Origin of the sequence: Hydrococcus rivularis NIES-593, assembly GCF_001904635.1 — a bacterium.
Classification (GTDB): domain Bacteria; phylum Cyanobacteriota; class Cyanobacteriia; order Cyanobacteriales; family Microcystaceae; genus Hydrococcus; species Hydrococcus rivularis.
Genome location: NZ_MRCB01000002.1, coordinates 335,984 through 361,560, shown reverse-complemented (window position 1 = coordinate 361,560; position 25,577 = coordinate 335,984). Strand labels below are relative to the sequence as shown.

The following is a 25,577-nucleotide window of genomic DNA, read 5'->3' as shown; positions in this document are numbered from 1 at the left end:
CGAGTTAATTATCCCATCCAATCTGCAATCTGTGCGGATCGGGTGGGAATATTTTTTTCAATTATCCGTAACCAGCCATCGATCCCATGGTAACGCTTGTTGGAGTTGGCGTAGTTCGTCTCGATGCGCCGTCACGATCGCGAGAGTTTTGGCTGCTCCTTCCTCCGTCGAAAGCGGTTTGACTTCTAGATACACCCGTTCGAGACGTTTGGCTCCCTTCCAGTAAAAAACCCCAGCGGCAGGCGATAGTGCGATCGCACAGAAAAACCAGTTGGTTAGGGAAGGGTATAGCAGCGAGAGAACGAGGGACAAACAAAGCAACCCCAACGCCGCTAACACCGTTAAGAAAATCGCCAAAAACCAACTCGGACGAACCAATCCTTGAAAAACGAGCCGATGGCGGTCGGCATCGACGGCAGCCAGCTGATAGGCGCGCCCGGAAAAATACGCCTGCAATCGTTCGAGGAGAGAGGCTTCGGATTCTTCTGCCATCAGTTTGATTTGTTCGGTTCGCTCTTTTACCGAGGCACGAATAAAGAAAAATAAGCCAACCATTAATAATAAGGTCAGCACAAAGGTAGAAAATAAAATAGGAGTGTTGTTTGCGACAGTCATGATAATTTAAAGTTGAGAGTACAAAGTTCAAAATGAGCAAGCCAAACATTTTGAACTTCGCACTTTGAATTTTGAATTGTTTAACAAACTCAGCGATCGCTATAGTAGTGACCGTATTGAAAAGCACCGGAACTGTCACTGCTCTCTCCATTGGCGACTAAACCCAGGATAGAAACGTGCGCCAGCCTCAATTGATCGACACAGTTCTTCAAAGCCGTGCGGTCAGTTTTATTTATCCTCGTCACTAAAACGATGCCGCTGGTCAGTGCTGCCAAAATCCGACCGTCGGCAAACCCCAACACGGGAGGCGTATCGTAAATAATCAGATCGAAGGTACTCTTGTGGTGTAAGTCCTCTATCACTTGTTTCATGCGCTTGGAGGCAAGCAATCTGAGCGGATCGGGGGGAAGATCTCCAGCCGTCATCACAAATAAATTTTCCCACTGAGGAACTTGTTGGATCGCTTCTTGTGTTGACAACCCCGTGGCGAGAACGTTACTCAGTCCGCGATCGTTGGCGATTCCCAGCCGCTTGTGGACTTGAGGTCGTCGAAGGTCAGCATCGATGACGAGTACGCGCTGTCCCATTGCGGCTGCTGCCTGAGCCAAGTTGGTAGAAACGGTAGATTTTCCGTCTCCTGCTTGCGCCGAACTAATTACCAAAGAGTTAAACTCGCGATCGCCGCCCAACAGTTGAATATTGGTATTGAGCGAACGAAATGCCTCCAGGAATCCCGACGATTGATAGCCCTTGGGCTGAGAACCATTCTCATTTAGAGAACCGATGGGATTATTGCCGATTTGTAGCTTGGGCAGACTGAATTTCAGCGTTTTCTCGATATCCTGAAGATCTTTTTGTAGGGGGATAACGCCAAGAAGAGGGAGATTAGCTGCTTTTTTCAGTTCTTCAGAAGAATGAAAAACTGGTTCTAAGCGTTCTGCCAAAAAGGCAGCCCCCAATCCCAATAATAAACCTCCTACTAAGCCCAAAGCGAGATTTCGGACGGGTTTGGGAGAGACGGGATCTTCTCCCAGCTTTGGTTTGGCGATAATTCTCCAAGGAACGACTCGCTGAGCGGCTTCGATCTGGAGATTTTGCTGCTGCTCCAAAAACCGATTCAAGCCTTCGGTTTCTACCTTCAATTCTCGCAATAACTCCGTATACTGACGAGCCAATAAAGGCATCTGTCGAATTCTCCGTCTTGCGCTCTGGATTTGCCGTTCTAGAGCATTGCGCCTAATCTGTAAGGCTTCGCGCTCGTTGGCAGTTTCAATAAACTGTCGAGTGAGTCCCAACCGCAGCGAACTAGGAGAAGCTAGGGAGGGGGAATTGGCGACTACTCCGGATAATTTCTTGCCGAGCACTTTTTGGGCTTCCTCTTGCAGCAGGGGCAGCAAATTGTTTCGTTTTTCTTGGAGGTTCTCAATGACTGGACTGCTATCTTGATAAATCGCCGATTGTTGAGCGAGTGCAATTTCGACTTTCTGGAGTTGTTTGAGTAATTCTTGGTAGCGAGGTGCTTCGCTAAGATAACTCGCTATAATTGCGCGATCGGGATCGAATCCCAGCTGTTTTTCCAGAATTTGATACAAAGAATTGAGTTCGTTTATTCTGACCCGAGTGTCTAAGTACCTTCTTTGCAAGCTAGATAGCTGCTCGGATAACAGATCGGCTTGTCTCTCTGGATTGAAGAAGCTCTGCCGCTGTCGAAACTGTTGCAGTTGTTCTTCTCTTAGCCGAACTTGCTGGCGTAACTTGGGCAACTGCTGTTTGACAAACTCAATTCCCTGGTCGATCTCGCTTTTTCGTTCGTCTAACGAATAGCGCAGATAAGCATCTGCTAGAAGGTCTAAAACATAATTAATTTTTTCTTGGTCTTTGTCTTTGAAGGAGATCTCTAAAATTTTGGTTTCTTCTAATCGTTCGATTTGCAGTGGTGATTTCTTTTTCTTTTGTTCAAAGACAAATTCATCGTATTCATCTTGTTTATCGTCGGGATATTTAGAGGCTATCTTCTCAACGATTGGATTGAGAATGCTAGGACTGAGCAAAACTTCTATTTGACTGTCGTAGTCTATTTCATTGTTTCTAATCCCTAAACCCTTGAGCAGATTTTCCGCTCCCGTTCTCATTTCCTCGTTATCGATTGGTTTTCCAATCAAAAGTCGAAACTTGCCTTCGTAGATCGGGGTTCGAGTAAAGGTCCATAAGCTAGTCAGAACCGTCACGCCGATCGCAACTGAGGCGATCAGTCGCAGGCGGTATTTAGCGATCGCCCATAACTGACGCAGATCGATTTCTTCGTCTTCATCGCGATCGGGTTTAGCCAGCAAGGGTTGGGGATAGATATGATTCCCATTTTCTTGGGCTTTTAGTAGGGTGTATTGCGCGGAAGTTTTGTCTTCCATACTGCTTATCCTCACCTAATTCTGTGCGAATTTTAATCTTAAAAATTTAATTTTTCCATTGCCAACCTCGTCACAATATTAATTAAAAATCCTAAAGAAATTAAAGAAGCCAAAAATCGAGCCGATAGGACTCAACACCGTACCCAGAGTATCTGTTGCACTTGCCAAACCAGAACGATTGACGACAACCACATCATTGTTGCGCAAGGCGGGGTTTTTCTCGTCATCTATCCCACTGGAAAAATCTAGCTCGATCTCTCGCTTAGTTACCGTGCCATTGGGATTGAGGCGAACCAACTCTACCTTATCGGTCTCGGCACGCTGCTCGTTAAAGCCTCCTGCGGCTAACAGTGCTTGGTTTAGCGGGGTATTGGGCGGAACTTCTACTACGCCTGGTTGTTTGACTTCCCCGACTACGTTAACTCGAATCGTTGCTGGAGAAAAACTTGCAGCCGCCAGGGATTCGGATTCTTCTGGGTTTAGAGCTTCGGCGGTCGGGATGACGATTGTATCTCCATCTTGTAAAATTACGTCTCGGTCGATATTTCCACTCTGAAGCAGATCCCACAAATCTACTGCGATAATCTGTTGGGTTCCCGATCGCGTTTGGCGACGAACTTCTATGTGACGAACGTCTGCTAAAGGTTTAATTCCCCCAGCAAGTTGAATGGCATTACTCAACCGAGGAGGTTCTAGTTTAACATTGTTGATGCTAGTATTATTCTCGCCAGTTCTTCCTTGTTGTGGGGTAAGTTTGTAAGATCCCGGACGAGCCACTTCTCCAACTACCGCTACATTCAGTTCTCGATCTGCCTGAATGCCAAAGTTAGCATCGGCGAGTTGACGAATTTCTGTCGGATCGCTTTCGGCTTTTGTGGGGATGATTACTGTGTCTCCATCGCGCAAAGTAATATTCTGACCTTGATTGCCTTCCTGGAGTAACTCCCACATATTCAAGGTCAAAACTTGTTGTTTTCCTTGAAAAAATCGTCGAATTTGTACTTGACCGACATCCGCAGATGCAGTGACTCCCCCAGCTTGCCGAATCAGATCGGTCACTGAGGGAAATTTTCCCGTTTCTCCTAGAGGTAGCGTATACGAACCGGGACTATTGACCTCTCCTGCAACGGCAATTTTAAGGGGACGGGGGGCAAGCAGGCTGACGGTAACGACGGGACGCTTGAGAAAGGGGGCATAGTTTTGCGATAAAACGGAGCTGAGTTGCTGCGTGGTCAGCCCCTCGACTTTCAGGTTGCCAACCAGGGGAAAGCTAACGGTGCCGTCTACTAAGACTAGAAACTCTCCGCTTAGTTCCTCTACCTGAAAGATATCGACGCGGATGCGATCGCCCGCTCCCAGGGTATATTCTGTTTCTGCTGGCGATAAATTGCTAGCGCTTGGGGATTGAACGTTTGTGGTTGCCTGCGGTTGTTGGGCGTAGGCTGGTACGCTTAGAGAAGACAATACTACAAAGGCGGCAGTTAGGGCAGAAGCTCGGCGGCTTCTAATACTAAAAACTTGACGAGAGATCGGATCGAACATCATTAACTTCCTACAGATGCTACAGACGATTAGCCCAGCGGCAATTCAGTTTGAACCTAACAATCAAATGATAATTTTTAGATTACATTAGCAGAATTAAACCACGGACGAGTGCCTATGACCAAAAAATATTACTCGGTCGAGGAGCAGATTTTATTTTAGGAGATATTTGGGCTAGGTAAAGGAATATGACCAACAAACAAAAGTTTCCTTATCTATTGGGATCGAAGTGGACGGCGAAGCAAACGACTTGGGGATGGCGACATTTTCAAGTTATTAACCGCAGAGATCGAGGGCAATGGGTTTTTGCTGAAATGGTCGCTTCTTGCGATCCGAACGTTCGCTTTTGGATTAATGCCAAACAGCTCAAAGATAAATCTCTTTGGCAAGCAGGTTGGCAAACTTTGGCAGAAATGAATCAATTGGAAGAAATAGAAGATATATAGCTTAATTAAGCTATATATAACTGACAACTGACTAATGACAAATGACAATTAACTTTCCTGCCCTTTTGCCCAAATTTCTTGAAGTAATGGGGGAATATTTGCATTTAATCGTCCAGCTCGAATAAACTCGGCATAGGTATCGGCTTCGATTTCTAATAATTGTTCTCGCAGTTGTTCCATATCGAGCGATCGCAGTTGAGCGTACTGCGTTTGTAGCTTTTGAATATTTTCTTCTACTGTCTCCAGTTGCTCTTTGATTAATTCTTTTTCCTGACGGTACAATTCGGGATCGACACCGGGAGAATTATCGAGTTTGGCTAAATAATCTAACACTCGCTTGAGGGCAACTCGACGGGCAAGCAATTTTGAATATTCTTGCCGAAGGGGGCGATCGCCAACTAACTCCAATTTTTCGAGCAAAAATTTGGTTGTCAATCCCTGAAATAATAAGGTAAATAAAACTACACCAAAAACGGTTTCTATAATTTCTTGTCTTTCTATTAACGTTGCGGGTACGCTCAAAGCCAGAGCAATGGAAACCGAACCTCTCAATCCCGCCCACCATAAAACCGTCTGTTCTCTTAAGCTAATTTTAGTATTTGCTATCCAATTACTCAAACTTGCCAAGCCATAAATAGCAATACTTCTCGTCACGATGACGGCGGCGATCGCGACAAAAATTAAATCTAAATTATCGCTGAGGCTAGAAATTTTAATTCGATCGCCAATCAATAAAAAGACGATTGAATTGACAAAAAATGCTAAAAACTCCCAAAATTCTGAAACTAACAAGCGGGTGCGCGGATTCATGCCGACTCTTGAGCCAAAGTTGCCTAAAATAAGACCGACGGTGACAACGCCAATCACCCCAGAACCGCCTAATTCTTCGGTAATTAAATAGGAACCGTAGGCAGAAACGAGCGTTAAAGATTGTTCGACAAGGGGGAGGTCAAGCCGCTGAGTGAGATAGGAAATGCCGAACCCAACCAAACACCCCATGCCTACACCAATCCCAGCAAAAGTAAAGAAGCGGGCGAATGTTGTCTCAACTGAAAAGTCTTGGGTTCCTTGTACGATTTCTACCAACAAGACGAAGATGACAACGGCTACGCCATCATTAAATAAACTTTCTCCCTCCATCAAAATCGATAATTGTTTTCCAGTACCGACTTCCCGAAAGAGAGCGACGACAGAAACCGGATCGGTGGTCGAAAGACTCGCTCCTACTAATAAAGCGGTCATTAAAGATAAAGCCGTGAATTGATTGAGGGCAAAAGCAACGCCAACGACGGAAATAATTACGCCAAAAATGGCAAAGAGAGTGATGGGAAACCAATTTTCTTTTAAATCTCGCCAGCGGACATTCCAGGCAGCTTCAAACAATAAAGGAGGAAGAAATATTTCTAAAATCAATTCTGGGGAAAGATTGATGAGCTTGATATCTATAAAAGCTAGAACCAGTCCAACGATAACTAACAATAACGTGTAAGGAATTTGGCGAATCCAACTAAAAATTCGGGCTACAGTAGCAACGCTCAAAGAGACTGAAAGAATAATTAAAAATTGCTCTAAACTTTGTTTGATTGCCAGATCGGCTGTGGACTCTATACTCATTCGATAACCTTAGATAATTGTTGGTAGCGATCGCCGCTCGATCGGAATGCGATAAATGGCATTTGGAAATAGACTAATACCATTTTTCATCCATTAATGAGATCGACCTCACCCCAACCCCTCTCCCAAACTGGGAGAGGGGAGAAGAATGTCGATCGCGAAAACCTGAAAATTGGTATAAACTCCTTATTGCCCATGAAAAAAAGTCGTTGAGAAAGCGATCGAGATCGCTCTAAAATGTGATTTCGATCGTAGTTTGTGCTTGCCTGCGAACTACAATAAAAACAAGGTAAAAGCGACAGTCAAAATGGTTAAGTCATCTAACGAACCCTTACAGCCAAATCCTTTTACGACCTATCGAGATCCAAAGACGGGTCTATGGGTTGTTGTCAAAGCAACATCTTTTTCCGAGTCTTACCCTAGCTCGAACTCAGAAGAAGATCGCAAATCCCACAACCCTGAATTATTGCTTTCCAAAGTGGGAAAAGTCCAGTCCTAGCCCGACCGATTCATCTATAATCTCACTTCCTGGCGCTTAGTTGCGTTTTATCGTCCAGAAAGGAAAAGTTTGACTGGGATTGATAGTCACTCCAACGATGTCATTTTGAGCAAAAGCATAGTCTTTCGTTTGCCAAAGGGGAATGTAGGGAACGTCGCGTGCCAGAATTTCCTGAATTTCAGCAAAGATTGCCTTTCGTTTTTGAGGATTTTGTTCTTGTCGCTGTTGTTCGATTAATTGGTTGACGCGATCGCTGTAGTAAGCCGAACCCTGACTTTGAGAACCTCCCTCCTCGCACCCTTTGGCTTCGGTTCCCTTGGCGCAGTGCAGCAGAGGATAGACATAGTTATCAGCATCTAAAAAATCGGGATACCAATTAGAAAAAGAGGTTTGATAAATGCCTTGACTGACGTAACCAAAGAAGGCAGTTCTGGCAATGCTATTCGGCTCAAATTGGATTGCCCCGTCTAAATCGCGTTTGGCGATCGCTTTGAGGATAGCAGCTACGATGCTGAAAGGAAGCGAACTAGAAGAGTGCCAAAGTTCTACCGTCACCGGATTTTGAGCCGAGTATCCCGCTTCGGCTAGCAGTTGTTTGACCGCCGCTAGATCGACATTGCCATAGGTTTGTGCAAACACTGGCTTATAGACATCAAACGTCTTGGGAATCAGGCTATAGACGGGTTCTCCCCGTCCCTGCAAGACTCGCTCGATCAGAAACGGGCGATCGATTAAAGCCGCGATCGCTTCTCGAACGGCTCTTTGTTTTATCGGTTCGAGATTGAGATTGAGCGCCATAAAATTGACGGCACCGCCCAATGTTTCAATCGCTTGCCAGTTGCCGCTAGCCGCCCCCTCTTGCAGCTTTCTAATCTGTTGGGGAGCGAGAGATTGATAAGCCACATCGACAGCTCTGCTACGGAAGGCATTATACAAGTTTGCCTCATTGCCTGCATAGATTTGCAGGTTAATCCCCTTATTTTTGGGTTTTTCTCCCCAGTAGCGATCGAAGGCTTCTAGGCGCACCGAATCGTTTCTGTAGCGCGCCAACCGATAGGGGCCCGTGCCGACAAATTTGGTGGGATTAAATTTCTCCTGCCCGATTTCATAAGCTTTAGGAGAAACGGCACAAGCGCCAGGAAAAGCCAGCAATGAGGGAAAAGCTGCAAACGGTCGTTTGAGTTTGATGGTCAGTTCGCGATCTCCCGTTGCTTCTATTTTCTCAACGGTATCTGCCAATAAGAAAGATGGTTCGCCGCCATTTTCGATGAAGCGTTTGAGAGAGAATGCCATCGCTTCGGCGTTAAAAGGCGTTCCATCGTGAAAAATAACGCCCTGCCGCAGGGGGATAGTGTAAGTCAAACCGTCCTCGCTGACTTTGGGCATTGCCGTCGCTAATTGAGGCTTTAATTTGGGAGTACCCAGTTCGTAAGTATAGAGGGTATCGCTGAGGTTATAGATAACCATCAATCCAGCCAGTTCGTAACTGTCGGCAGGATCGAGAGTTCGGGGTTGTAGCGTCGTGCCGATAGTAATGCGATCGCGATTGTTGCCCGTAACCTGCGTAGGAAGAGAACTTTGCTCTCGATTGCAGCCAACCGCTAGGGAAAAACAGAGCAAGCACAGACTCAGAAGTCGTCCCAGCTTGCGCCACCGCTTTGAAGAAAAAAGGAACCAGTTAGTTTTCATCTATCGTCTTACTGCGACTGTCTCGATCGGTTATCCCTATCGAAAAATAATAAAGCGCAACGGTTCCTATACTTCAGTAAAAATATCGTTAGGCTGCTTTAAGTTATCGGTGTAAAGCAAAAACCACGTTAGTTCCAACCTTTACGGCAAATTTTAGCACTGAAGTAGCCGCAGTGTAGAATATTCAAATTACCCCTTTAACAAGAGTGCTACTTATAGTCTATCGCTCTGTGGATCGCATAGAGCGTTAATAGATCAATATGAGTATCACTAGACTATTTGGTGAAAACATCAGACGACTAAGGGTATCCCAAGGTCTTTCACAAGATGCTTTGGCTGACAAAGCTGGTCTTCACCGTACCTATGTGGGTGCAGTTGAGCGGGGTGAGAGAAATATAACGCTTATTAACGCCGAGAAAATTGCAAATGCTCTGGGTGTGAGTCTAGTTGATTGCCTTAGAGATAAGGAAAATAGTGATGAGAAACTATGAACTCTAGTTTGCAACAAATCCTCGGAGCAATCTTATTTCAGTATAAAAAGTATGGTTCTCTACTAATATTAAGAACCGATAATCTCCCTGCGGCTATTCAAGCGTGTAGAAGCGGCGGTTGGAATGTTTTAACAGGACAAGCAAGCTTAGACTTTATCAAACAAATTACTGGCTTCGACATGGAACTTTTTTTAAGACAAAATGATGGGAATTATTCGATTGGACGCGACTTAATATGAAAAGAATTAGTTGAGTTATTTTTTTTTGCAATACTACGATTGTGTCGTGTTTTATAATTCCAGCCCAATTCACATTTCTAGGAATATTCAACTTACGATTCTTTAACAATAAGTGAAATCTGAATACTTCATGAAAGCCAATATCGGTAGCAAAATCAACAAGTGAATCAGCGACGGCAAGATCGACTCCACAAATCTTACTGAGATCGCCCACTGAAAAACAGTAGTATCCACCTTCTCTGAGTTTTTCATAACAACTAGAGAAATGCTGCTTCATGTCGATGAAGTACTTATAGACAACTCTAGCCCTTAACTCATTCTGTCCTTTACTAGCTTTGTATTTGTTGCCATAAAAAATCTCTGCGATTAGGTCATCGAGTTTTTTATGACCTGTTTTTCCTAGTTGTTTGTATTCTAAACTCGGAATTCTCTCAGTACCGATCTCTTTCGAGTATAAGTTGAGCCTATCTCGATCGCTTTTCACAAAGTCTAGCCAATGTAACTCAAACTTAGAAGCCCAAACATAATCAATTGCATTGACATAAGGGGGAGATGTCACGATAGCGTCACACGTCCAGTCTCCATTCAAACTACGTGCATCGCGTGATTCAGCCTCTTTTACCCAAGAAGTATCCCAATCAAGCTGATACCATTGCGCGAGAGATTCCAACACTTTCTCAATATAGAAGTGAAAATATTTAAAAACATCTGAGCGTGTTCTTTTTGGAACTTCCTTGACATTAGAACGACGTGCTGCCAATATCATGCCATCGTTCATATCAGAGCATTTTCGGACTGTTGACGCAAAAGCAAGCAGTAAAACAGGCTTATATATTGCTTTGGACGAAAAAATCCTATCCTTGAGAATTTCTAAACCCTCTTGAACTGGCTTTTGAAACCAAAAGTCTTTGTTGCTAAAATTTACGCTACTACTAGGAACCTTTGCAAAGTCTAAATCTTTAGTTATCTTAGAACACTCATCTAAAACTTCAGCGAGTGACAATCGAGTAGTTTTAACTTGGCATGTTAGCTGACTGAGTGGATGATAATCTAACCAAACAACCCTTCTACTTAGTTTTAGTGCTTCAATAATGCTAGTTCCTGAACCTGCAAATGGCTCTAGAATAACTGCTCCCTCAGCAGTATATTTCTCAAGAAACCAATACGGTATTTCAGGAATTGTTTTTGCAGGTTGAAAGCCAAGAGAGTACACCTTTAGAGGTGTAAGTCTCTCAATAGAAATGAACGCTCCATTGGGTATATTAACTGGAATCCTATTTGCAACATGAATATAAGAAGCAGAATCTTGCAAGTTGTTATCTACAATGGAAGGTTGTTCGGGTAGTTCTTGGTTAGTAAATATTGATAGCTGGCTAGTTTTCATGTACTACTGCAAAGGAAGTTGCTACTTATAGTATTCAAGTGCTGTATCTAAGTCAAGTGTTCGACAGCTTTGACATCAGTTTAGGGAAAAATCTAGTCTCTGAGGGTCATGGTCTACTGCTTTTTTTTCGAGCGCGGTTGATGATACAGCACAGTGATGAGGGAAGAAAACTTTTGTCTTAAAACTAGAAGTTATGTCCCTCATTTAGTTAAGAATTGCCGTCTAAATACAAACCACCCGCACGCCGATTTGATTAATCGATGCTGCTGTCGGGGGACAACTGAAGCGAGATGCCGAGCGACAGCATTCTGGATAGAAGTCCCACGAACCGCCGCGCAGCAAGCGATAGGCATCCTCAGACTCGGATAGCCAAGCGCTGCCATCAACGGGTGCGCCTTCATAATTATCGTGCCAGCGATCGCTACACCATTCCCAAACATTTCCATGCATATCGTACAAACCAAAGGCATTAGGAGGAAAACTGCCGACTGGAGTTGTTTCTTGGCGATCGAGTTGTGGCGATTCTTGTCGATAAATTCTCCGAGACATATAATTGACTAACCCTCCCGCGCTCGTCTCGCCGAAATAAAAAGGTGTTGTCGTCCCTCCCCGACAAGCATATTCCCATTCCGCTTCGCTGGGAAGCCGATAGGAACGACCCGTTAGACTCGATAAGCGATCGCAAAATTCAATCGCGTCGTACCAAGAAACTCTTTCTACCGGGCGATCGTCTCCTTTGAAATAAGAGGGATCTGGGTTAAGAGAGCGTCGGACTTTGGGCAGGTTAGCTACGGCTCTCCACTGGACTTGAGCAATGGGAAACTGGCTCATAAAATAATCGTTGAGGGCGACTTGATGCTGAGGTTTTTCCCATTCCCGACTGCCTTTTTCGGTTTCGCGACTGCCCATGAGAAAAGTTCCCCCCCGAATCGAAAGCATGGCTAAAGAAATCCCATTACCCAAGTTTTCGCTGAAGTATTGAGCCGTTGCTGGCGTGCGCTGACAGATTTCTCCTTTGATATCGACGCTGACTAGCTCGAACTGGTATGTTTGCAAAGGGGGTAGCGCTATGATTGAAGCAGCTCCCGTAGTTTCTCTCGGCGAAGCGAGCGATCGCGCTTCCCTCGATTGTGCTTCTAGAGCGGCGACTCTTTTCTCTAGTTGTGCTAATTTCAAATTGAGGGGAATATCTTGGGTGTTATTGAAATATTGAGCGAGAGCGGTAAGGAGAAGTTCAGACTTCGAGACTTTCAGCGTTTGCGCCTCAATAACCAGCTTTTCATAAAGATTAGCAGGAATTCGCGCACTTACTTGAATGTTACCCATGACAAAAAAAAGATCGAGTGTCTTACCTACGATCGTTACTTAACCTTTAAAAAATGAGTGAATATAGAGAACTGAATAGACGATGACCGATAATTGATAAACGGATAACCGAAAATCGAGACTCATGACTCCTCAACAACTCTGGCAACGATACCAAGATTGGCTGTACTATCACGAAAGTTTGGAAATGTACCTCGATATCAGCCGGATGCGGTTTGATGAGGGGCTGATAGAAACTTTGAAGCCAAAATTTGCCAAAGCCTTCCAAGACATGGATGCTTTAGAGAAAGGCGCGATCGCGAACCCCGACGAAAACCGCATGGTCGGGCACTACTGGCTGCGCGATCCCGATTTAGCCCCTACCGAAGAGATAAAACAAGAAATCATCCAAACCGTAGAAGCTATTCAAGCTTTTGTTCAAAAAGTTCATGTGGGCGCGATTAAACCGCCACAAGCATTCAAATTTACTGATATCCTCTCCATCGGCATTGGTGGTTCGGCGTTGGGTCCTCAGTTCGTGGCAGAGGCACTCGCGCCAGATTTTCCCCCCATGGCGATTCATTTTTTTGACAACAGCGATCCTGCCGGATTCGATCGCGTTTTAACCCGCCTTAAAGATCGTCTCAACAGTACCCTAGTCATCGTCATCACCAAATCGGGCGGCACTCCCGAAACTCGTAACGGCATGATAGAAGCAAAAGCGGCTTTCGAAAAACAGGGGCTAAACTTCTCCCAACACGCCGTTGCCATTACCATGCCGGGAAGCAATATGGACAAAGTTGCCAAATCCGAAGGCTGGTTAGCTACCTTTCCCATGTTCGACTGGGTAGGAGGGCGCACTTCAGAACTCTCTGCCGTTGGATTGCTGCCCGCTGCCTTGCAAGGGATCGATATTCGTGCCATGCTTGCTGGTGCGAAAGCAATGGATGCCGCCACCAGAGTCCCCAATCTCAAAACCAATCCCGCTGCCCTGCTTGCTTTGTCCTGGTACTATGCAGGCAATGGCAAGGGAGAAAAGGATATGGTCGTGCTTCCTTACAAGGATAGCCTGTCGCTGTTCAGCCGTTACTTGCAGCAGTTAGTCATGGAGTCCTTGGGCAAGGAAAAGGATCTCGATGGCAACACCGTCTATCAAGGAATTGCCGTCTACGGGAACAAAGGTTCGACCGACCAACACGCTTACGTGCAACAATTGCGAGAAGGCGTTCCCAATTTCTTTGTTACCTTTATCGAAGTTCTCAAAGATCGTCAGGGCAATTCCATTGAGTTAGATCCAGGCATTACCTCTGGAGACTATTTATCCGCATTCATCCAGGGAACGAGGGCGGCGCTTTACGAAAATCACCGCGATTCGATTACGATTACCATTCCTGAAGTTAACCCGCGCACCGTCGGCGCTGCGATCGCCCTCTACGAACGCGCCGTGGGATTGTATGCTTCCTTGATCAATATCAATGCCTATCACCAACCGGGAGTAGAGGCAGGCAAGAAAATGGCAGCGTCGATTTTGGAGTTGCAAAAACAAATCATGCAAGCTTTGCAGTCGGCAAGCGAACCGCTGGACTTGGCAACTCTCGCCCAAAAAGCAGGTTCTCCCAATGAGATAGAAGCCGTCTATAAAATCGTGCGCCATCTAGAAGCCAATCGGCGAGGAGTTATCATGAACGGCGATCGCGCTAACCCTAACAGTCTCAAAGTCTCAGCCGGGTAAAAAAAATTAGAATAAATAGGGACAATCCCTGGAAAAACATTGGGATTGTCCTGCTTATAGATAGATAATTGGATTCAAAAACGACAGTTCCTTAGACTCAGATCTGGTACCTATTGTTTATTAATTATTTCTTTTCTTAAAGAAAATCTTAAACTATCTGTCTTACACTACTTCCAGACAGGTCAGATATCCGGGCTAAAATGATGAATGCACCGCTTGAAGACTCCCTCACCCCTCAAATCCGGGTCGAAGACGATCGCACGGGGTTAAGTATCACAACCCTCAGAAGCGCCCTGGCAGATAATCTCTTCTATATACAAGGGAAGTTTCCCGGAACCGCTACCAAAAATGATTACTACATGGCGCTAGCTTATACGGTACGCGATCGCCTCCTCCAGCGCTGGCTTAACACGACCCAAACTTACAGGAAAAATGTCAAAGTCGTTTGTTATCTAAGTGCAGAATTTCTCATCGGACCCCAATTAGTCAACAACCTCATCAACTTGGGAATTTACGCTAAAATCCGGCAAGCAGTAGAAGAATCAGGACTTAGCCTCCAAGAGTTAATCGAACAAGAAGAAGAACCCGGTTTGGGCAACGGTGGTTTGGGTCGTCTCGCAGCTTGCTACCTCGATTCTCTCTCTACTTTAGAAATTCCAGCGATCGGTTACGGAATTCGCTACGAATTTGGGATTTTCGACCAAGAAATTCGAGATGGCTGGCAAGTGGAAATTACCGATAAATGGTTGCAATACGGCAATCCTTGGGAAATTGCCCGTCCCGAAGAATACGTTGAAGTCAAATTTGGCGGTCGCAGCGAACACTATTACGACGAAAAAGGGAACTATCGCGTGCGTTGGATTCCCGATCGAGTGGTTAAAGGAGTTCCCTACGATACTCCCATTCTCGGATATCAAGTTAATACAGCAAATACCCTGCGCCTCTGGAAAGCGGAAGCGATCGAATCTTTTGATTTTCAGGCATTCAATATCGGCGACTACTACGGCGCCGTTGATGCCAAAATTGTCTCAGAAAACTTGACTAAAATCCTCTATCCTAATGACGAAGTCATTCAGGGCAAAGAATTGCGCTTGCAACAGCAATACTTTTTCGTTTCCTGTGCCCTGCAAGATATGATTCGTTTGCTGTTGTCTACCGAAGTAAGTCTAGAGACGTTTCACCAACAGTTTGCCGTCCAACTCAACGATACCCATCCCGCTATCGGGGTTGCCGAACTGATGCGCTTGTTAGTGGACGAGCATCGCATAGACTGGGATAAAGCTTGGCACATAACCCAAAATACGTTTGCTTTTACCAATCATACCCTACTTCCCGAAGCGTTGGAAAAATGGCCGATAGAGCTATTTGGTCGCCTACTTCCCCGACATTTAGAAATTATCTATGAAATCAATCAACGCTTTTTGGATCGCGTGCGGATGAAATATCCGCGCGATCTGGGCAAGTTATCGCGCCTGTCTTTGATTGACGAAAGTGGGGAAAGATACGTCCGCATGGCAAATCTTGCCTGCGTTGGTTCCCATGCTATTAATGGAGTTGCCGAATTACATACCGAATTACTCAAAAAAACCGTCCTAAAAGATTTTTACGAATTTTTTCCCGAAAAGTTCGCCAACGTAACCAATGGCGTTACTCCTCGCCGCTGGATGGTTCTCAGCAATCCTAGACTGACTCGACTGATTACCGAAAAAATTGGTGACAGGTGGATTACCCATCTTGACGATCTTAGAAAGTTAGAAACTTTAGCGGACGACGCTTCATTCCGCCAGCAGTGGCGACAAATCAAGCAGGAGACGAAGGGCGATTTAGCTGCCTATATTCGCAAAAAGCTGGATATTATCGTCGATCCAAAATCGTTATTCGATATTCAGGTAAAACGGATTCACGAATACAAACGTCAACATCTTAACGTTCTGCACGTTATAACTTTTTATAATCGCCTCAAACACGATCGGGATCTCGATATTACGCCTCGTACTTTCATCTTTGGCGGAAAAGCAGCGCCGGGCTACTTTATGGCAAAGTTGATTATTAAGCTGATCGTCTCCGTCGCTAATATCGTCAATAACGATCCCGACGTGCGCGATCGCATGAAAGTAGTCTTTATCCCCGACTTTAATGTTACTCTGGGTCAACGAATCTATCCCGCCGCCGACTTATCCGAACAAATTTCTACGGCAGGCAAGGAAGCTTCTGGAACGGGAAATATGAAATTTGCCCTCAATGGCGCACTCACGATTGGAACCCTCGACGGCGCTAACGTTGAAATTCGAGAGGAAGTGGGGGCTGAAAACTTTTTCTTATTTGGCTTGACAACTGAAGAGGTTTATGGATTAAAGGCGCGAGGATACAGACCTTTTGATTACTACAACCAAAATGCCGAACTAAAAGCTGTCATCGATTTAATTAGTTCGGGTTTCTTCTCCCACGGCGATGTCGATCTATTCAAACCGTTGATAGACAATCTGCTGTACCGAGATGATTACATGCTCTTAGCTGATTATCAGTCTTATATCGACACTCAAGAAAAAGTCAGCCAAGCCTATCGCGATCGCGAGAATTGGACGCGGATGTCTATTCTTAATGTAGCGCGAATGGGAAAATTTTCTAGCGATCGCTCTATTCGAGAATACGCTCAGAAGATTTGGAAAGTCGAACCCGTTCCTGTAGAACTTTTACAATTATGTCCGGGAGGTCAGTGTTTGTTAGTTTGATACCCATTGGGATCGACTTAATTTCAAGATCGCGACCGCTTGGGATTCAAATTCCAAGCTAACAGTTCAAGTTCATTTAAACTGAAATCTTGCAGCAGGATCGATAACCGCCCCTCGATTAAAATCGCTGCCTCATAGTTAAAGTCGTCTTCATACGACTAAATAAGTGTTTGATTAAGAGGCGGTTGTTGCTTTTTTGATTTAAATCTGGCTTAAGGCTTGTTGCAAGCGGCTTTTATCCCAGCCCTTCTGATTGAGCAATAGCCAAGATTGAATTAAATCGGGACCTTGCAATTCTCCCATCAAGGCTGCCCGCAGCGATTTCATCACCAATCCTTTTTTCACGTTTTGGGCTTTTGTAACGCGATCGACGATTTCTTTAGCATTCGCTTCGCTGAGATTGGGTTGAATCGCTTCTAGTACGGCTTTGATAACCTCAGCTACGCCGGTTAGTTGTAACTGGGAGATAGCTTCATCGCTATACTTAACCGACTCTCCAAACAGCAAGCGACTTTCTTTGGGGGCATCGGCTAAGCGAGTCAAACTTCCTGCTATTAATGCTGTCAGTTGCTCTAACCAAGCGCGATCGCTTTCGGGATCGAATTGATATCCTGCTTCTTGCCAGTAGGGAATCAACAAGTCAACCAACTTCTCGGCTGGCATTTTATGAAGGTATTGACTGTTGAGCCAATCTAACTTGTTCCAGTCGAATTTGGCCCCAGCTTTATTGACTCGCTCAAGACTGAATTGTTCCGCTGCTTCGGAGAGCGTAAAAATTTCTTGAGTTGCATCCGGTGGCGTCCAACCAAGCAAGGTCATATAATTTGCCATTGCTTCGGGCAAGAAACCCATTTTCTTGAAATCATCGATAGAAGTCACTCCATCGCGCTTGGATAGCTTACGCCCTTCTTGATTCAAAATGAGCGGCGTATGGGCAAATTCCGGTACGGTTGCCCCTAATGCTTCGTAGAGCAAAATCTGTTTTGGGGTATTGGCAATGTGATCCTCGCCTCGGATGACGTGGGTAATTTGCATATCAATGTCATCCACGACTACCGCTAGATTGTAGAGAGGCTGACCGAATACTTCCCCTTCCTTCTCGGCAGCGCGGGCAATCACCATATCGCCGCCAAGATCCCGACCTTTCCAGACGACTTTACCCCGGATTAAATCGTTCCAAATAATCTCGCGATCGTCTTCTATTTTGAAGCGAATCACGGGTTTGCGTCCCTGGGCTTCAAATTCTGCTCGTTGTTCTTCGGTTAAGTTGCGATCGCGATTATCATAACGAGGGGCTTGTTTTCTCGCGATTTGCTCTTCTCGCATCCGATCGAGTTCTTCGGGTGTGGTATAGCTGCGATAGGCTAACCCTCGATCGAGAAGCGTTTGAATCGCTTGGCGATAGAGATCGAGGCGTTGGGTTTGGAAAAACGGTCCTTCATCCCAGTTCAGCCCTAGCCAAATCAGTCCCGATTTGATGTTTTCAGTGTATTCTGGGCGCGATCGCTCTAAATCCGTATCTTCTATCCTTAGAATAAACTTCCCGCCGTGATGGCGGGCAAATAGCCAGTTGAAGACTGCCGTTCTGGCTGTTCCAATGTGTAAATTGCCTGTCGGACTGGGCGCGATGCGAACTCTAACCGTCACGAAATACCCCTTTTAGATAGACTTTTATTTAACGTGCAGCTTTCTATTCTAATTAATGTTGTTGGTTAGGAGTTAGTGGTTGGTCAAAACCCAACTATCCACTGACTAATAACGGTGAAGGTGAGCGGCAGCAGACAAGCTTGAACTCTTATCAGTACATTTATTCTAATCACACCAACACAGCGTTAGACTGCGCCTGTGGGAGTAGCCTACAAGCCTAGCCAACCTCGCAAGGATTGCTCAAGTTGGTCGGCATCAACCCGAGTCAACTGACCAATCACTTTGACTACCAAACTTTCATGCACTGTGTATATCTTGATTTTATGCCGTAATTGGTGGTTGTGCGATCGCCTTAACACCAAGTCGCCTCAGTTGCTTAACGTTGTTCTTCATCTAAAGATTAAGCGGTTGAATTATTACTCTTCAAATTAGAAGCTCAGCGATCGCATCAAAGCTAATCGCTTATAACAAATAGAGATTTATTATGTTAAGATTTTTTAAAAAAAATAAAGTAAATACTCGCAATTTTTGTTTAAAAATGTAACAAAAAGGGGCTCTATTTTTATCAAATTGTGTCGAATAGGAGAGTAAGCGCTCATTGGTAGGTCGTTTTCTGATACAAACACAGATGGACTATATATTGCAGGTCATTAAAAATTGTTGAGCCTGTTTTTTCCTCTATCCAAGCAGACCGAATCAGAAGGAGAAGCGTCATATATGTTCACTCACGTCAAGTCCACCATTCGCCATATCGTTCCAGAAAACTTAGACGGGCGGTCCTTACTAAAGGTGGTCTATGTCGTGCTAGAGCCTCAGTACCAGAGTTCTCTATCTGCCGCCGTCAGGCAGATTAACCAAAACAATCCCAGACTAGCGATCGAAATTAGCGGCTATTTAATCGAAGAACTGCGCGATCGAGAAAATTACAAAGATTTTAAGCGAGATATTGCCGAAGCGAATATTTTTATCGCCTCGCTGATTTTTATCGAAGACCTAGCCGAAAAAGTGGTAGAAGCAGTACAGCCATATAGAGATAAATTGGACGCGATCGTGGTCTTTCCGTCGATGCCACAGGTAATGCGCCTCAATAAAATGGGAAGTTTCTCGATGGCGCAACTCGGTCAGTCTAAAAGCGCGATCGCGCAGTTCATGCGCAAGCGCAAGGAAAACTCGGGTGCATCGTTCCAAGATGCCATGCTCAAACTCCTGCGTACTCTGCCGCAAGTCCTGAAATACCTTCCCATCGATAAGGCACAGGATGCCCGCAATTTTATGCTCAGTTTCCAGTATTGGTTGGGCGGTTCTTCAGACAATTTAGAGAACTTCCTGCTAATGTTGGCAGATAAATATGTTTTTAAAGATCGAAATAAGGAGAAGTCGGTTGAGTATCAAGAACCTGTTGTTTATCCCGACATGGGCATTTGGCATCCGCTAGCGATGAAAATGTTTGAGGATATCAAAGACTATCTCCATTGGTATAACAGCCGCACCGATATTTCCGAAGACCTCAAAGATCCTTTAGCTCCTTGTATCGGTCTAATTTTACAAAGAACGCACCTAGTTACTGGCGATGATGCCCATTATGTCGCCACGATCCAGGAATTAGAAGCAATGGGCGCAAGGGTAATTCCCGTCTTTGCAGGCGGATTGGATTTTTCTAAACCCGTTGACGCTTATTTCTACAATTCGTCATTAGTACAAAGAACAAATGACAAAGGACAAATGACAAAGGACAAAGTTCCTCTTGTCGATGCCGCAGTCTCTTTAACCGGATTTGCCTTAGTGGGAGGTCCCGCGCGACAAGACCATCCCAAAGCAATTGAATCGCTTAAGCGCTTGAATCGCCCCTATATGTGCGCCTTGCCCCTGGTATTCCAAACCACGCAAGAATGGGAAGAAAGCGATCTGGGACTGCATCCGATTCAAGTTGCCTTGCAGATTGCCATTCCAGAATTAGACGGAGCGATCGAACCGATTATTCTCTCCGGTCGAGATGGAAACACCGGACGGGCGATCGCATTGCAGGATAGAATTGAAGCGATCGCGCAACGGGCAATGAAGTGGGCAAACCTACGCAAAAAGCCAAAACTAGAAAAGAAAATAGCTATTACTGTCTTTAGTTTCCCACCCGATAAAGGTAATGTCGGAACGGCTGCCTATTTAGATGTCTTCGGTTCGATTTATGAAGTGATGAAGGCACTGCAAGGCAATGGTTACGACGTACAAGACTTGCCGGAATCGCCCAAAGCGTTAATGGAAGCGGTCATTCACGACGCGCAGGCACAATATAAAAGCCCCGAATTAAACATTGCCTATCGGATGTCGGTCGAACAGTACGAAAGCTTGACCCCCTATTCAGTCCGTCTCGAAGAAAACTGGGGACCGCCGCCAGGACATCTCAACAGCGACGGACAAAACCTACTCATTTACGGCAAGCACTTCGGTAACGTCTTCATCGGCGTACAGCCTACCTTCGGATACGAAGGCGACCCCATGCGCTTGTTATTCTCTCGTTCTGCGAGTCCCCACCACGGATTTGCCGCTTACTATACCTATCTCAACCATGTCTGGAAAGCAGATGCCGTCCTTCACTTCGGAACGCACGGATCCCTAGAATTTATGCCGGGCAAACAAATGGGAATGTCTGGAGATTGTTACCCCGACAACCTCATTGGCAATATTCCCAACCTCTACTACTACGCAGCAAATAATCCTTCCGAGGCGACTATTGCCAAGCGTCGCAGCTATGCCGAAACTATCTCCTATCTCACTCCTCCCGCCGAAAATGCAGGATTATACAAAGGGTTGAAAGAACTCAGCGAGTTAATTGGTTCCTATCAAACCCTCAAAGATAGCGGGCGCGGGGTACAGATTGTCGATACCATCTTAGATAAAGCGCGACTGTGCAATCTGGATAAAGATATCGCTTTACCAGAAACCAATGCCCAAAACATGACCGCCCAAGAACGAGATAACGTCGTCGGTTTGGTCTATCGCAAGTTAATGGAAATCGAATCGCGCTTACTGCCTTGCGGATTACATGTCATCGGCAAACCGCCAAGCGCCGAAGAAGCGATCGCAACTTTAGTGAATATAGCCAGTCTCGATCGCGAAGAAGAAGAAATTCTCTCCTTACCTCGTATCATTGCTAATAGCATCGGACGCGATATCGACGAGATCTATAAAAATAGCGACAAAGGGATCCTCGAAGACGTTGACTTGCTGCAAAACATCACCCATGCGACTCGCGCTGCCGTATCTGCCTTAGTCAAGGCACAAGTAGACGCAGAGGGACGAGTGTCGATGATTTCCAAGCTTAACTTCTTCAATATCGGCAAAAAAGCGCCTTGGATAGAAGCGTTGCATCAATTGGGTTATCCCAAAGTTGACCAGGAGGCATTAAAACCCCTGTTTGAATATCTCGAATTCTGCTTGGAACAGGTTTGCGCCGATAACGAACTCGGTGCGCTGCTAAAGGCACTCGAAGGCGAATACGTTCTTCCCGGCCCCGGAGGCGACCCCATTCGCAATCCCGACGTTCTGCCGACGGGCAAGAATATCCACGCGCTAGATCCCCAATCCATTCCGACGATTGCGGCAGTAAAATCGGCTAAAATTGTCGTAGACCGGCTGCTAGCGCGACAAAAGGCAGATAATGGCGGCAAATACCCCGAAACCATTGCCTGTGTCCTCTGGGGAACTGATAATATCAAGACCTATGGGGAATCTTTGGCACAAATTATGTGGATGGTGGGAGTCAAACCCGTTCCCGATGCCTTAGGACGAGTTAATAAATTAGAATTGATTCCCCTCGAAGAATTGGGTCGTCCTCGTATTGACGTAGTGGTCAACTGTTCTGGAGTCTTCCGCGACTTGTTCATCAATCAGATGAATCTACTCGACCAAGCGGTGAAGCTGGCAGCGGAAGCAGACGAACCCTTAGAAATGAACTATGTCCGCAAACACGCCCTAGAACAAGCAAAAGATACGGGATTAAGCTTGCGTCAAGCGGCGACTCGCATCTTCTCCAACGCTTCCGGTTCCTATTCTTCTAACATCAACCTGGCAGTAGAAAACAGCAGTTGGGAAGAGGAAAAAGAATTACAGGAAATGTATCTCAATCGCAAGTCCTTTGCCTTTGACTCCGACAATCCCGGCGTGATGAATGAAAATCGGAAGATATTTGAATCGGCACTCAAAACCGCGGAAGTGACCTTCCAAAACCTCGATTCTTCTGAGATCAGTCTTACCGACGTTTCTCACTATTTCGACTCCGACCCGACAAAAGTTGTTGCTAACCTGCGGGCAGATGGCAAGAAACCTGCGGCATACATTGCCGATACGACGACTGCTAACGCACAGGTACGGACGCTATCGGAAACCGTGCGCTTGGATGCGCGGACAAAGCTACTCAATCCCAAGTGGTATGAGGGAATGCTCAGTCACGGATACGAAGGCGTTAGGGAACTCTCAAAACGTCTTGTCAATACGATGGGTTGGTCTGCAACTGCCGATGCGGTCGATAATTGGGTTTATGAAGATGTCAATTCCACCTTCATTAAAGATGAGGAAATGTGTCGGCGTTTGATGAATCTCAATCCCAATTCTTTTCGCAAAATTGTCGGCACGTTACTCGAAGTCAATGGTCGCGGTTATTGGGAAACCAGCGAAGAGAATCTAGACCGTTTGCGCGAGTTGTATCAAGAAGTTGAAGATCGGATTGAAGGGATTGAGTAATTTTAAAGTAGGATAAAATAAAAAAGAGACGCGATAAAATTTTTTGTCGTGTCTCTTTTTATTAATGATTTTCCCGAAAATTTCATCATCAAATTAAATATAAAAATCCAAAAGCGGATGACTTTAAAAGCAATTTTATTTAACTTAAATGGCGTTATTATCAACGACGAACCAATTCATAAAGAGTTAGTTGATGAAATTTTATTGAGAGAAAATCTGCGTCCTTCTGCTGGGGAGTTTCAAGAGTTTTGTTTGGGAAGAAGCGATCGCGCTTGTCTGTCTAACATTCTTTCTCGTCGAGGACGAATGGTATTAGACGATTATCTCGATCGATTAATTGAAATTAAATCTATATCTTATCAGCAACGCATAGAACAATTAGAAACGCTTCCAATTTATTCGGGGCTAATAGATTTTCTGGCTAAGATTCAGGCAAAAGGATTAAAAATGGGAGTGGTGACGGGTGCGTTGGGTTCGGAAGTTACACTGATTCTGAAATGCGCTGGCATCGCTTCCTATTTCAGTGTTATTGTAGCAGGCGACGATCTAAAAGCCAGCAAACCCCAACCCGATGGCTATCTCCTAGCAGTCGAACGCTTCAATCGTTTAGACATGACGCTACAACTACAACCCTCAAATTGCCTAGCGATCGAAGATACTCCTGCCGGAATTCAAGCAGCAAAAAAGGCAGGAATGCAAGTAGTCGGGATAGCCAATACCTATCCCTTTCATATCATGCAACGTTTAGCTAACTGGGCGATCGATTACTTGTGGGACTTAGAATTAGAAAGGATCGAGCGAGTTTTTTCTCAAAGTCGCTAATGGCTACAATAAACTTTCCAAGACTGCCCCTACAACGCGATGATCCGCATCTTCTTTTAGCTGTAGGAGAGCTTCTTTTGCCCTCGGATCGTCAAATTTTGCTAAAGCTTTGGCAACACCTGCTCGCATGCGCCACCAATCTGCTTTAACTAAAGCTAAAAGTTTTTCCAATGCGGCATCTTCTCTAATCGTACCAGCAAGCAAACCCAACGCATTAACAGAAGCTTCTTGGACTGTCAGATCTTCCCCTTCTAATCCGCACGCACAGACTTCAAACAATTCTTCTGGAGAATTTAATTCAACCATTGCTGCAAGAATGCTGCGACGAACTAACCAATGATCGTCTCGATAAAAGGTTGTCACTAAATGAGGCATGGCTATCTCGCCATAAAACGAGAGAGAATTCGCAGCTTCCGAACGAACGTTAGGATCGCGATCGAATTGCATTAACTCTAGCAAGGCAGCAAATGCTTCTGCCGATTGCTTTCTGCCCAATCCCATCGCCACAAAGGAACGAACGATAAATTCTTGGTCGCGTATTCTAGTGAGCAGCAGGGGAACGGCTATCTTTGAATCATAACGTCTTAACTCAACGATCGCTTTGAGTCTATCCTGAGAGTCGGAACTTTTCAGACAGGCTTCAATCTGGTTAATTTCCATAAGCGTTATCGAGACAGTTTTCTTAATTCTACTTTACTTTACTTTACAAAAGTAGCGATAGGAGACAGGTTTTGGGAAGATAAAGGCTAGAGCAATATGTCGCTAACAGAAAGTAGAGCTTATGTCTGAGAATTTAACCACACCAGTATCAGCAGCAGAAATTGAGGAAGTCATCCTAGAATTAGAGCAATACCGAGAAAGGCTGGTCAACGAAATGCTCCAAATGGCCCAAAAAGCCAAATTTTCTAAAAAGGCTGCTATGGAACACCTTTCCCGACATCCTGAAATTGCTCGGATTGATGCCGCCATAGAAAAACTTCGTGCCCAACAAATTCAGTAAAACGTTCGGGAACAAAAACATTTAGTTAAGTTATCTTAGAATTATGCAACTCAGCGAGAGAGCTAAACAATTAATTCCCAAGGCAAGAATTGTTAGCTTTGCGACTTGGAAAAACCATTATCCTAGTGAAGTTATTGCCATTTTTCAGAAAGCAGATGATGAAGGTCGCTATCTTACTGATGAAGACATAGAACGAATCAAAACCCTTTCTTCAGACACTTTAGTGTCACTCGAAAGAGCAAAATTATTGAGAGAAAAAGCGACTGAAATCGTTAGCGAAGCTAGAAAGAAAGTTTTAGAACGATTTCCGAATATTACTCAACCAGGAGGCGACTTATATCCTCCTGAAAGGGCAGAAGCCTGTTGGAGAGATTTCTGGCATTTTTTGCGCTGCATTTCTTATGGCATTGCTGGTCAAAGTACCGCCTATACTAGTCAAGAAGGATTAGAAAATATGCAATTACTTTACCAAGAATTACGCGTTCCTTTAGAGGCAATGGTTTTAGGATTGGAAAATTTAAAGTGTTTTAGTTTAAAACAATTTCAAGGGGAAGAATCAGAAAATATCGCTCCTTACTTTGACCATTTAATTGAGAAAATGAAACAGTTTCAGTAAATTTGAATAAATGACTGTATGGGCATTTTTTTTACACTAACTATTGTAAGTCTTTAGCT

The 25,577-nt window shown here is 44.9% G+C and carries 18 protein-coding genes; 9 read left to right on the top strand and 9 right to left on the bottom strand.

Annotated features, from left to right (window positions below; translation table 11 throughout):
* Positions 1–57: 57 nt before the first annotated feature.
* The 3 genes from NIES593_RS03910 to NIES593_RS03900 form a co-directional block, all read right to left on the bottom strand.
* Positions 58–615 carry a cofactor assembly of complex C subunit B gene (locus NIES593_RS03910; RefSeq protein WP_073598330.1) on the bottom strand — a complete coding sequence of 186 codons (558 nt, stop codon included), beginning with the start codon at positions 613–615 and terminating at the stop codon, positions 58–60.
* An 89-nt stretch (positions 616–704) separates the two neighbouring features.
* On the bottom strand, positions 705–3,023 hold the full coding sequence (locus NIES593_RS03905; RefSeq protein WP_073598329.1) for a GumC family protein: 2,319 nt from the start codon (positions 3,021–3,023) through the stop codon (positions 705–707).
* Between the two features lie 78 nt (positions 3,024–3,101).
* A complete protein-coding gene (locus NIES593_RS03900; protein ID WP_073598328.1) occupies positions 3,102–4,568 on the bottom strand; it encodes an SLBB domain-containing protein in 1,467 nt (488 codons plus the stop codon).
* 185 nt (positions 4,569–4,753) lie between these two features.
* On the opposite strand from NIES593_RS03900, the gene NIES593_RS03895 reads away from it, so the two are divergent.
* On the top strand, positions 4,754–5,011 hold the full coding sequence (locus NIES593_RS03895) for a TIGR02450 family Trp-rich protein (RefSeq protein ID WP_073598327.1): 258 nt from the start codon (positions 4,754–4,756) through the stop codon (positions 5,009–5,011).
* 48 nt (positions 5,012–5,059) lie between these two features.
* On the opposite strand, the gene NIES593_RS03890 is transcribed toward NIES593_RS03895, so the two are convergent.
* The gene (locus NIES593_RS03890; RefSeq protein WP_073598326.1) at positions 5,060–6,625 is read right to left on the bottom strand and encodes a Na+/H+ antiporter; all 1,566 of its coding nucleotides are present in this window, start codon (positions 6,623–6,625) and stop codon (positions 5,060–5,062) included.
* Positions 6,626–6,932: 307 nt separating this feature from the next.
* On the opposite strand from NIES593_RS03890, the gene NIES593_RS03885 reads away from it, so the two are divergent.
* Positions 6,933–7,124 carry a hypothetical protein gene (locus NIES593_RS03885; RefSeq protein WP_073598325.1) on the top strand — a complete coding sequence of 64 codons (192 nt, stop codon included), beginning with the start codon at positions 6,933–6,935 and terminating at the stop codon, positions 7,122–7,124.
* 36 nt (positions 7,125–7,160) lie between these two features.
* Here NIES593_RS03885 and NIES593_RS03880 read toward each other — a convergent pair whose 3' ends face one another.
* A complete protein-coding gene (locus NIES593_RS03880; protein WP_073598324.1) occupies positions 7,161–8,813 on the bottom strand; it encodes an ABC transporter substrate-binding protein in 1,653 nt (550 codons plus the stop codon).
* A gap of 260 nt (positions 8,814–9,073) precedes the next feature.
* Here NIES593_RS03880 and NIES593_RS03875 point away from each other — a divergent pair, with 260 nt between their 5' ends.
* Positions 9,074–9,304 (top strand): helix-turn-helix domain-containing protein, encoded by a 231-nt coding sequence (locus NIES593_RS03875; RefSeq protein WP_073598323.1) that lies wholly within the window; start codon positions 9,074–9,076, stop codon positions 9,302–9,304.
* Between the two features lie 165 nt (positions 9,305–9,469).
* Here the strand turns inward: NIES593_RS03875 and NIES593_RS03870 are convergent, their stop codons facing one another.
* Both NIES593_RS03870 and NIES593_RS03865 read right to left on the bottom strand, forming a co-directional pair.
* Positions 9,470–10,927, bottom strand: coding sequence for a hypothetical protein (locus tag NIES593_RS03870; RefSeq protein ID WP_217651802.1), 1,458 nt, complete (start codon positions 10,925–10,927; stop codon positions 9,470–9,472).
* Between the two features lie 222 nt (positions 10,928–11,149).
* Positions 11,150–12,253 (bottom strand): formylglycine-generating enzyme family protein, encoded by a 1,104-nt coding sequence (locus tag NIES593_RS03865; RefSeq protein ID WP_073598322.1) that lies wholly within the window; start codon positions 12,251–12,253, stop codon positions 11,150–11,152.
* A gap of 124 nt (positions 12,254–12,377) precedes the next feature.
* Between NIES593_RS03865 and NIES593_RS03860 the strand changes: the two genes are divergently transcribed.
* Together NIES593_RS03860 and NIES593_RS03855 are read left to right on the top strand one after the other, a co-directional pair.
* Positions 12,378–13,964: a glucose-6-phosphate isomerase gene (locus tag NIES593_RS03860; RefSeq protein ID WP_073598321.1), complete on the top strand. Its 1,587-nt coding sequence runs from the start codon at positions 12,378–12,380 to the stop codon at positions 13,962–13,964.
* A 203-nt stretch (positions 13,965–14,167) separates the two neighbouring features.
* Positions 14,168–16,696 (top strand): glycogen/starch/alpha-glucan phosphorylase, encoded by a 2,529-nt coding sequence (locus NIES593_RS03855; protein ID WP_073598320.1) that lies wholly within the window; start codon positions 14,168–14,170, stop codon positions 16,694–16,696.
* Positions 16,697–16,897: 201 nt separating this feature from the next.
* Here the strand turns inward: NIES593_RS03855 and gltX are convergent, their stop codons facing one another.
* The gene (gltX, locus tag NIES593_RS03850) at positions 16,898–18,343 is read right to left on the bottom strand and encodes a glutamate--tRNA ligase (protein ID WP_073598319.1); all 1,446 of its coding nucleotides are present in this window, start codon (positions 18,341–18,343) and stop codon (positions 16,898–16,900) included.
* 717 nt (positions 18,344–19,060) lie between these two features.
* Here gltX and NIES593_RS03840 point away from each other — a divergent pair.
* Positions 19,061–23,080 carry a magnesium chelatase subunit H gene (locus NIES593_RS03840; protein ID WP_073598318.1) on the top strand — a complete coding sequence of 1,340 codons (4,020 nt, stop codon included), beginning with the start codon at positions 19,061–19,063 and terminating at the stop codon, positions 23,078–23,080.
* Between the two features lie 117 nt (positions 23,081–23,197).
* Positions 23,198–23,902 carry an HAD family hydrolase gene (locus NIES593_RS03835; RefSeq protein WP_073598354.1) on the top strand — a complete coding sequence of 235 codons (705 nt, stop codon included), beginning with the start codon at positions 23,198–23,200 and terminating at the stop codon, positions 23,900–23,902.
* Between the two features lie 3 nt (positions 23,903–23,905).
* On the opposite strand, the gene NIES593_RS03830 is transcribed toward NIES593_RS03835, so the two are convergent.
* Positions 23,906–24,562, bottom strand: coding sequence for a HEAT repeat domain-containing protein (locus NIES593_RS03830; RefSeq protein ID WP_073598317.1), 657 nt, complete (start codon positions 24,560–24,562; stop codon positions 23,906–23,908).
* 121 nt (positions 24,563–24,683) lie between these two features.
* On the opposite strand from NIES593_RS03830, the gene NIES593_RS03825 reads away from it, so the two are divergent.
* Positions 24,684–24,902, top strand: a complete 219-nt coding sequence (locus tag NIES593_RS03825; RefSeq protein WP_073598316.1) for an acetyltransferase — start codon at positions 24,684–24,686, stop codon at positions 24,900–24,902.
* Between the two features lie 43 nt (positions 24,903–24,945).
* The gene (locus NIES593_RS03820; protein ID WP_073598315.1) at positions 24,946–25,518 is read left to right on the top strand and encodes a globin family protein; all 573 of its coding nucleotides are present in this window, start codon (positions 24,946–24,948) and stop codon (positions 25,516–25,518) included.
* Positions 25,519–25,577 lie beyond the last annotated feature (59 nt).

What these genes read in the sequence shown, in the direction of transcription:
- NIES593_RS03910 (WP_073598330.1), bottom strand. Translation starts at nt 615, where the DNA reads ATGACTGTCGCAAACAACACTCCTATTTTATTTTCTACCTTTGTGCTG.
- NIES593_RS03905 (WP_073598329.1), bottom strand. Translation starts at nt 3,023, where the DNA reads ATGGAAGACAAAACTTCCGCGCAATACACCCTACTAAAAGCCCAAGAA.
- NIES593_RS03900 (WP_073598328.1), bottom strand. Translation starts at nt 4,568, where the DNA reads ATGATGTTCGATCCGATCTCTCGTCAAGTTTTTAGTATTAGAAGCCGC.
- NIES593_RS03895 (WP_073598327.1), top strand. Translation starts at nt 4,754, where the DNA reads ATGACCAACAAACAAAAGTTTCCTTATCTATTGGGATCGAAGTGGACG.
- NIES593_RS03890 (WP_073598326.1), bottom strand. Translation starts at nt 6,625, where the DNA reads ATGAGTATAGAGTCCACAGCCGATCTGGCAATCAAACAAAGTTTAGAG.
- NIES593_RS03885 (WP_073598325.1), top strand. Translation starts at nt 6,933, where the DNA reads ATGGTTAAGTCATCTAACGAACCCTTACAGCCAAATCCTTTTACGACC.
- NIES593_RS03880 (WP_073598324.1), bottom strand. Translation starts at nt 8,813, where the DNA reads ATGAAAACTAACTGGTTCCTTTTTTCTTCAAAGCGGTGGCGCAAGCTG.
- NIES593_RS03875 (WP_073598323.1), top strand. Translation starts at nt 9,074, where the DNA reads ATGAGTATCACTAGACTATTTGGTGAAAACATCAGACGACTAAGGGTA.
- NIES593_RS03870 (WP_217651802.1), bottom strand. Translation starts at nt 10,927, where the DNA reads ATGAAAACTAGCCAGCTATCAATATTTACTAACCAAGAACTACCCGAA.
- NIES593_RS03865 (WP_073598322.1), bottom strand. Translation starts at nt 12,253, where the DNA reads ATGGGTAACATTCAAGTAAGTGCGCGAATTCCTGCTAATCTTTATGAA.
- NIES593_RS03860 (WP_073598321.1), top strand. Translation starts at nt 12,378, where the DNA reads ATGACTCCTCAACAACTCTGGCAACGATACCAAGATTGGCTGTACTAT.
- NIES593_RS03855 (WP_073598320.1), top strand. Translation starts at nt 14,168, where the DNA reads ATGAATGCACCGCTTGAAGACTCCCTCACCCCTCAAATCCGGGTCGAA.
- NIES593_RS03840 (WP_073598318.1), top strand. Translation starts at nt 19,061, where the DNA reads ATGTTCACTCACGTCAAGTCCACCATTCGCCATATCGTTCCAGAAAAC.
- NIES593_RS03835 (WP_073598354.1), top strand. Translation starts at nt 23,198, where the DNA reads ATGACTTTAAAAGCAATTTTATTTAACTTAAATGGCGTTATTATCAAC.
- NIES593_RS03830 (WP_073598317.1), bottom strand. Translation starts at nt 24,562, where the DNA reads ATGGAAATTAACCAGATTGAAGCCTGTCTGAAAAGTTCCGACTCTCAG.
- NIES593_RS03825 (WP_073598316.1), top strand. Translation starts at nt 24,684, where the DNA reads ATGTCTGAGAATTTAACCACACCAGTATCAGCAGCAGAAATTGAGGAA.
- NIES593_RS03820 (WP_073598315.1), top strand. Translation starts at nt 24,946, where the DNA reads ATGCAACTCAGCGAGAGAGCTAAACAATTAATTCCCAAGGCAAGAATT.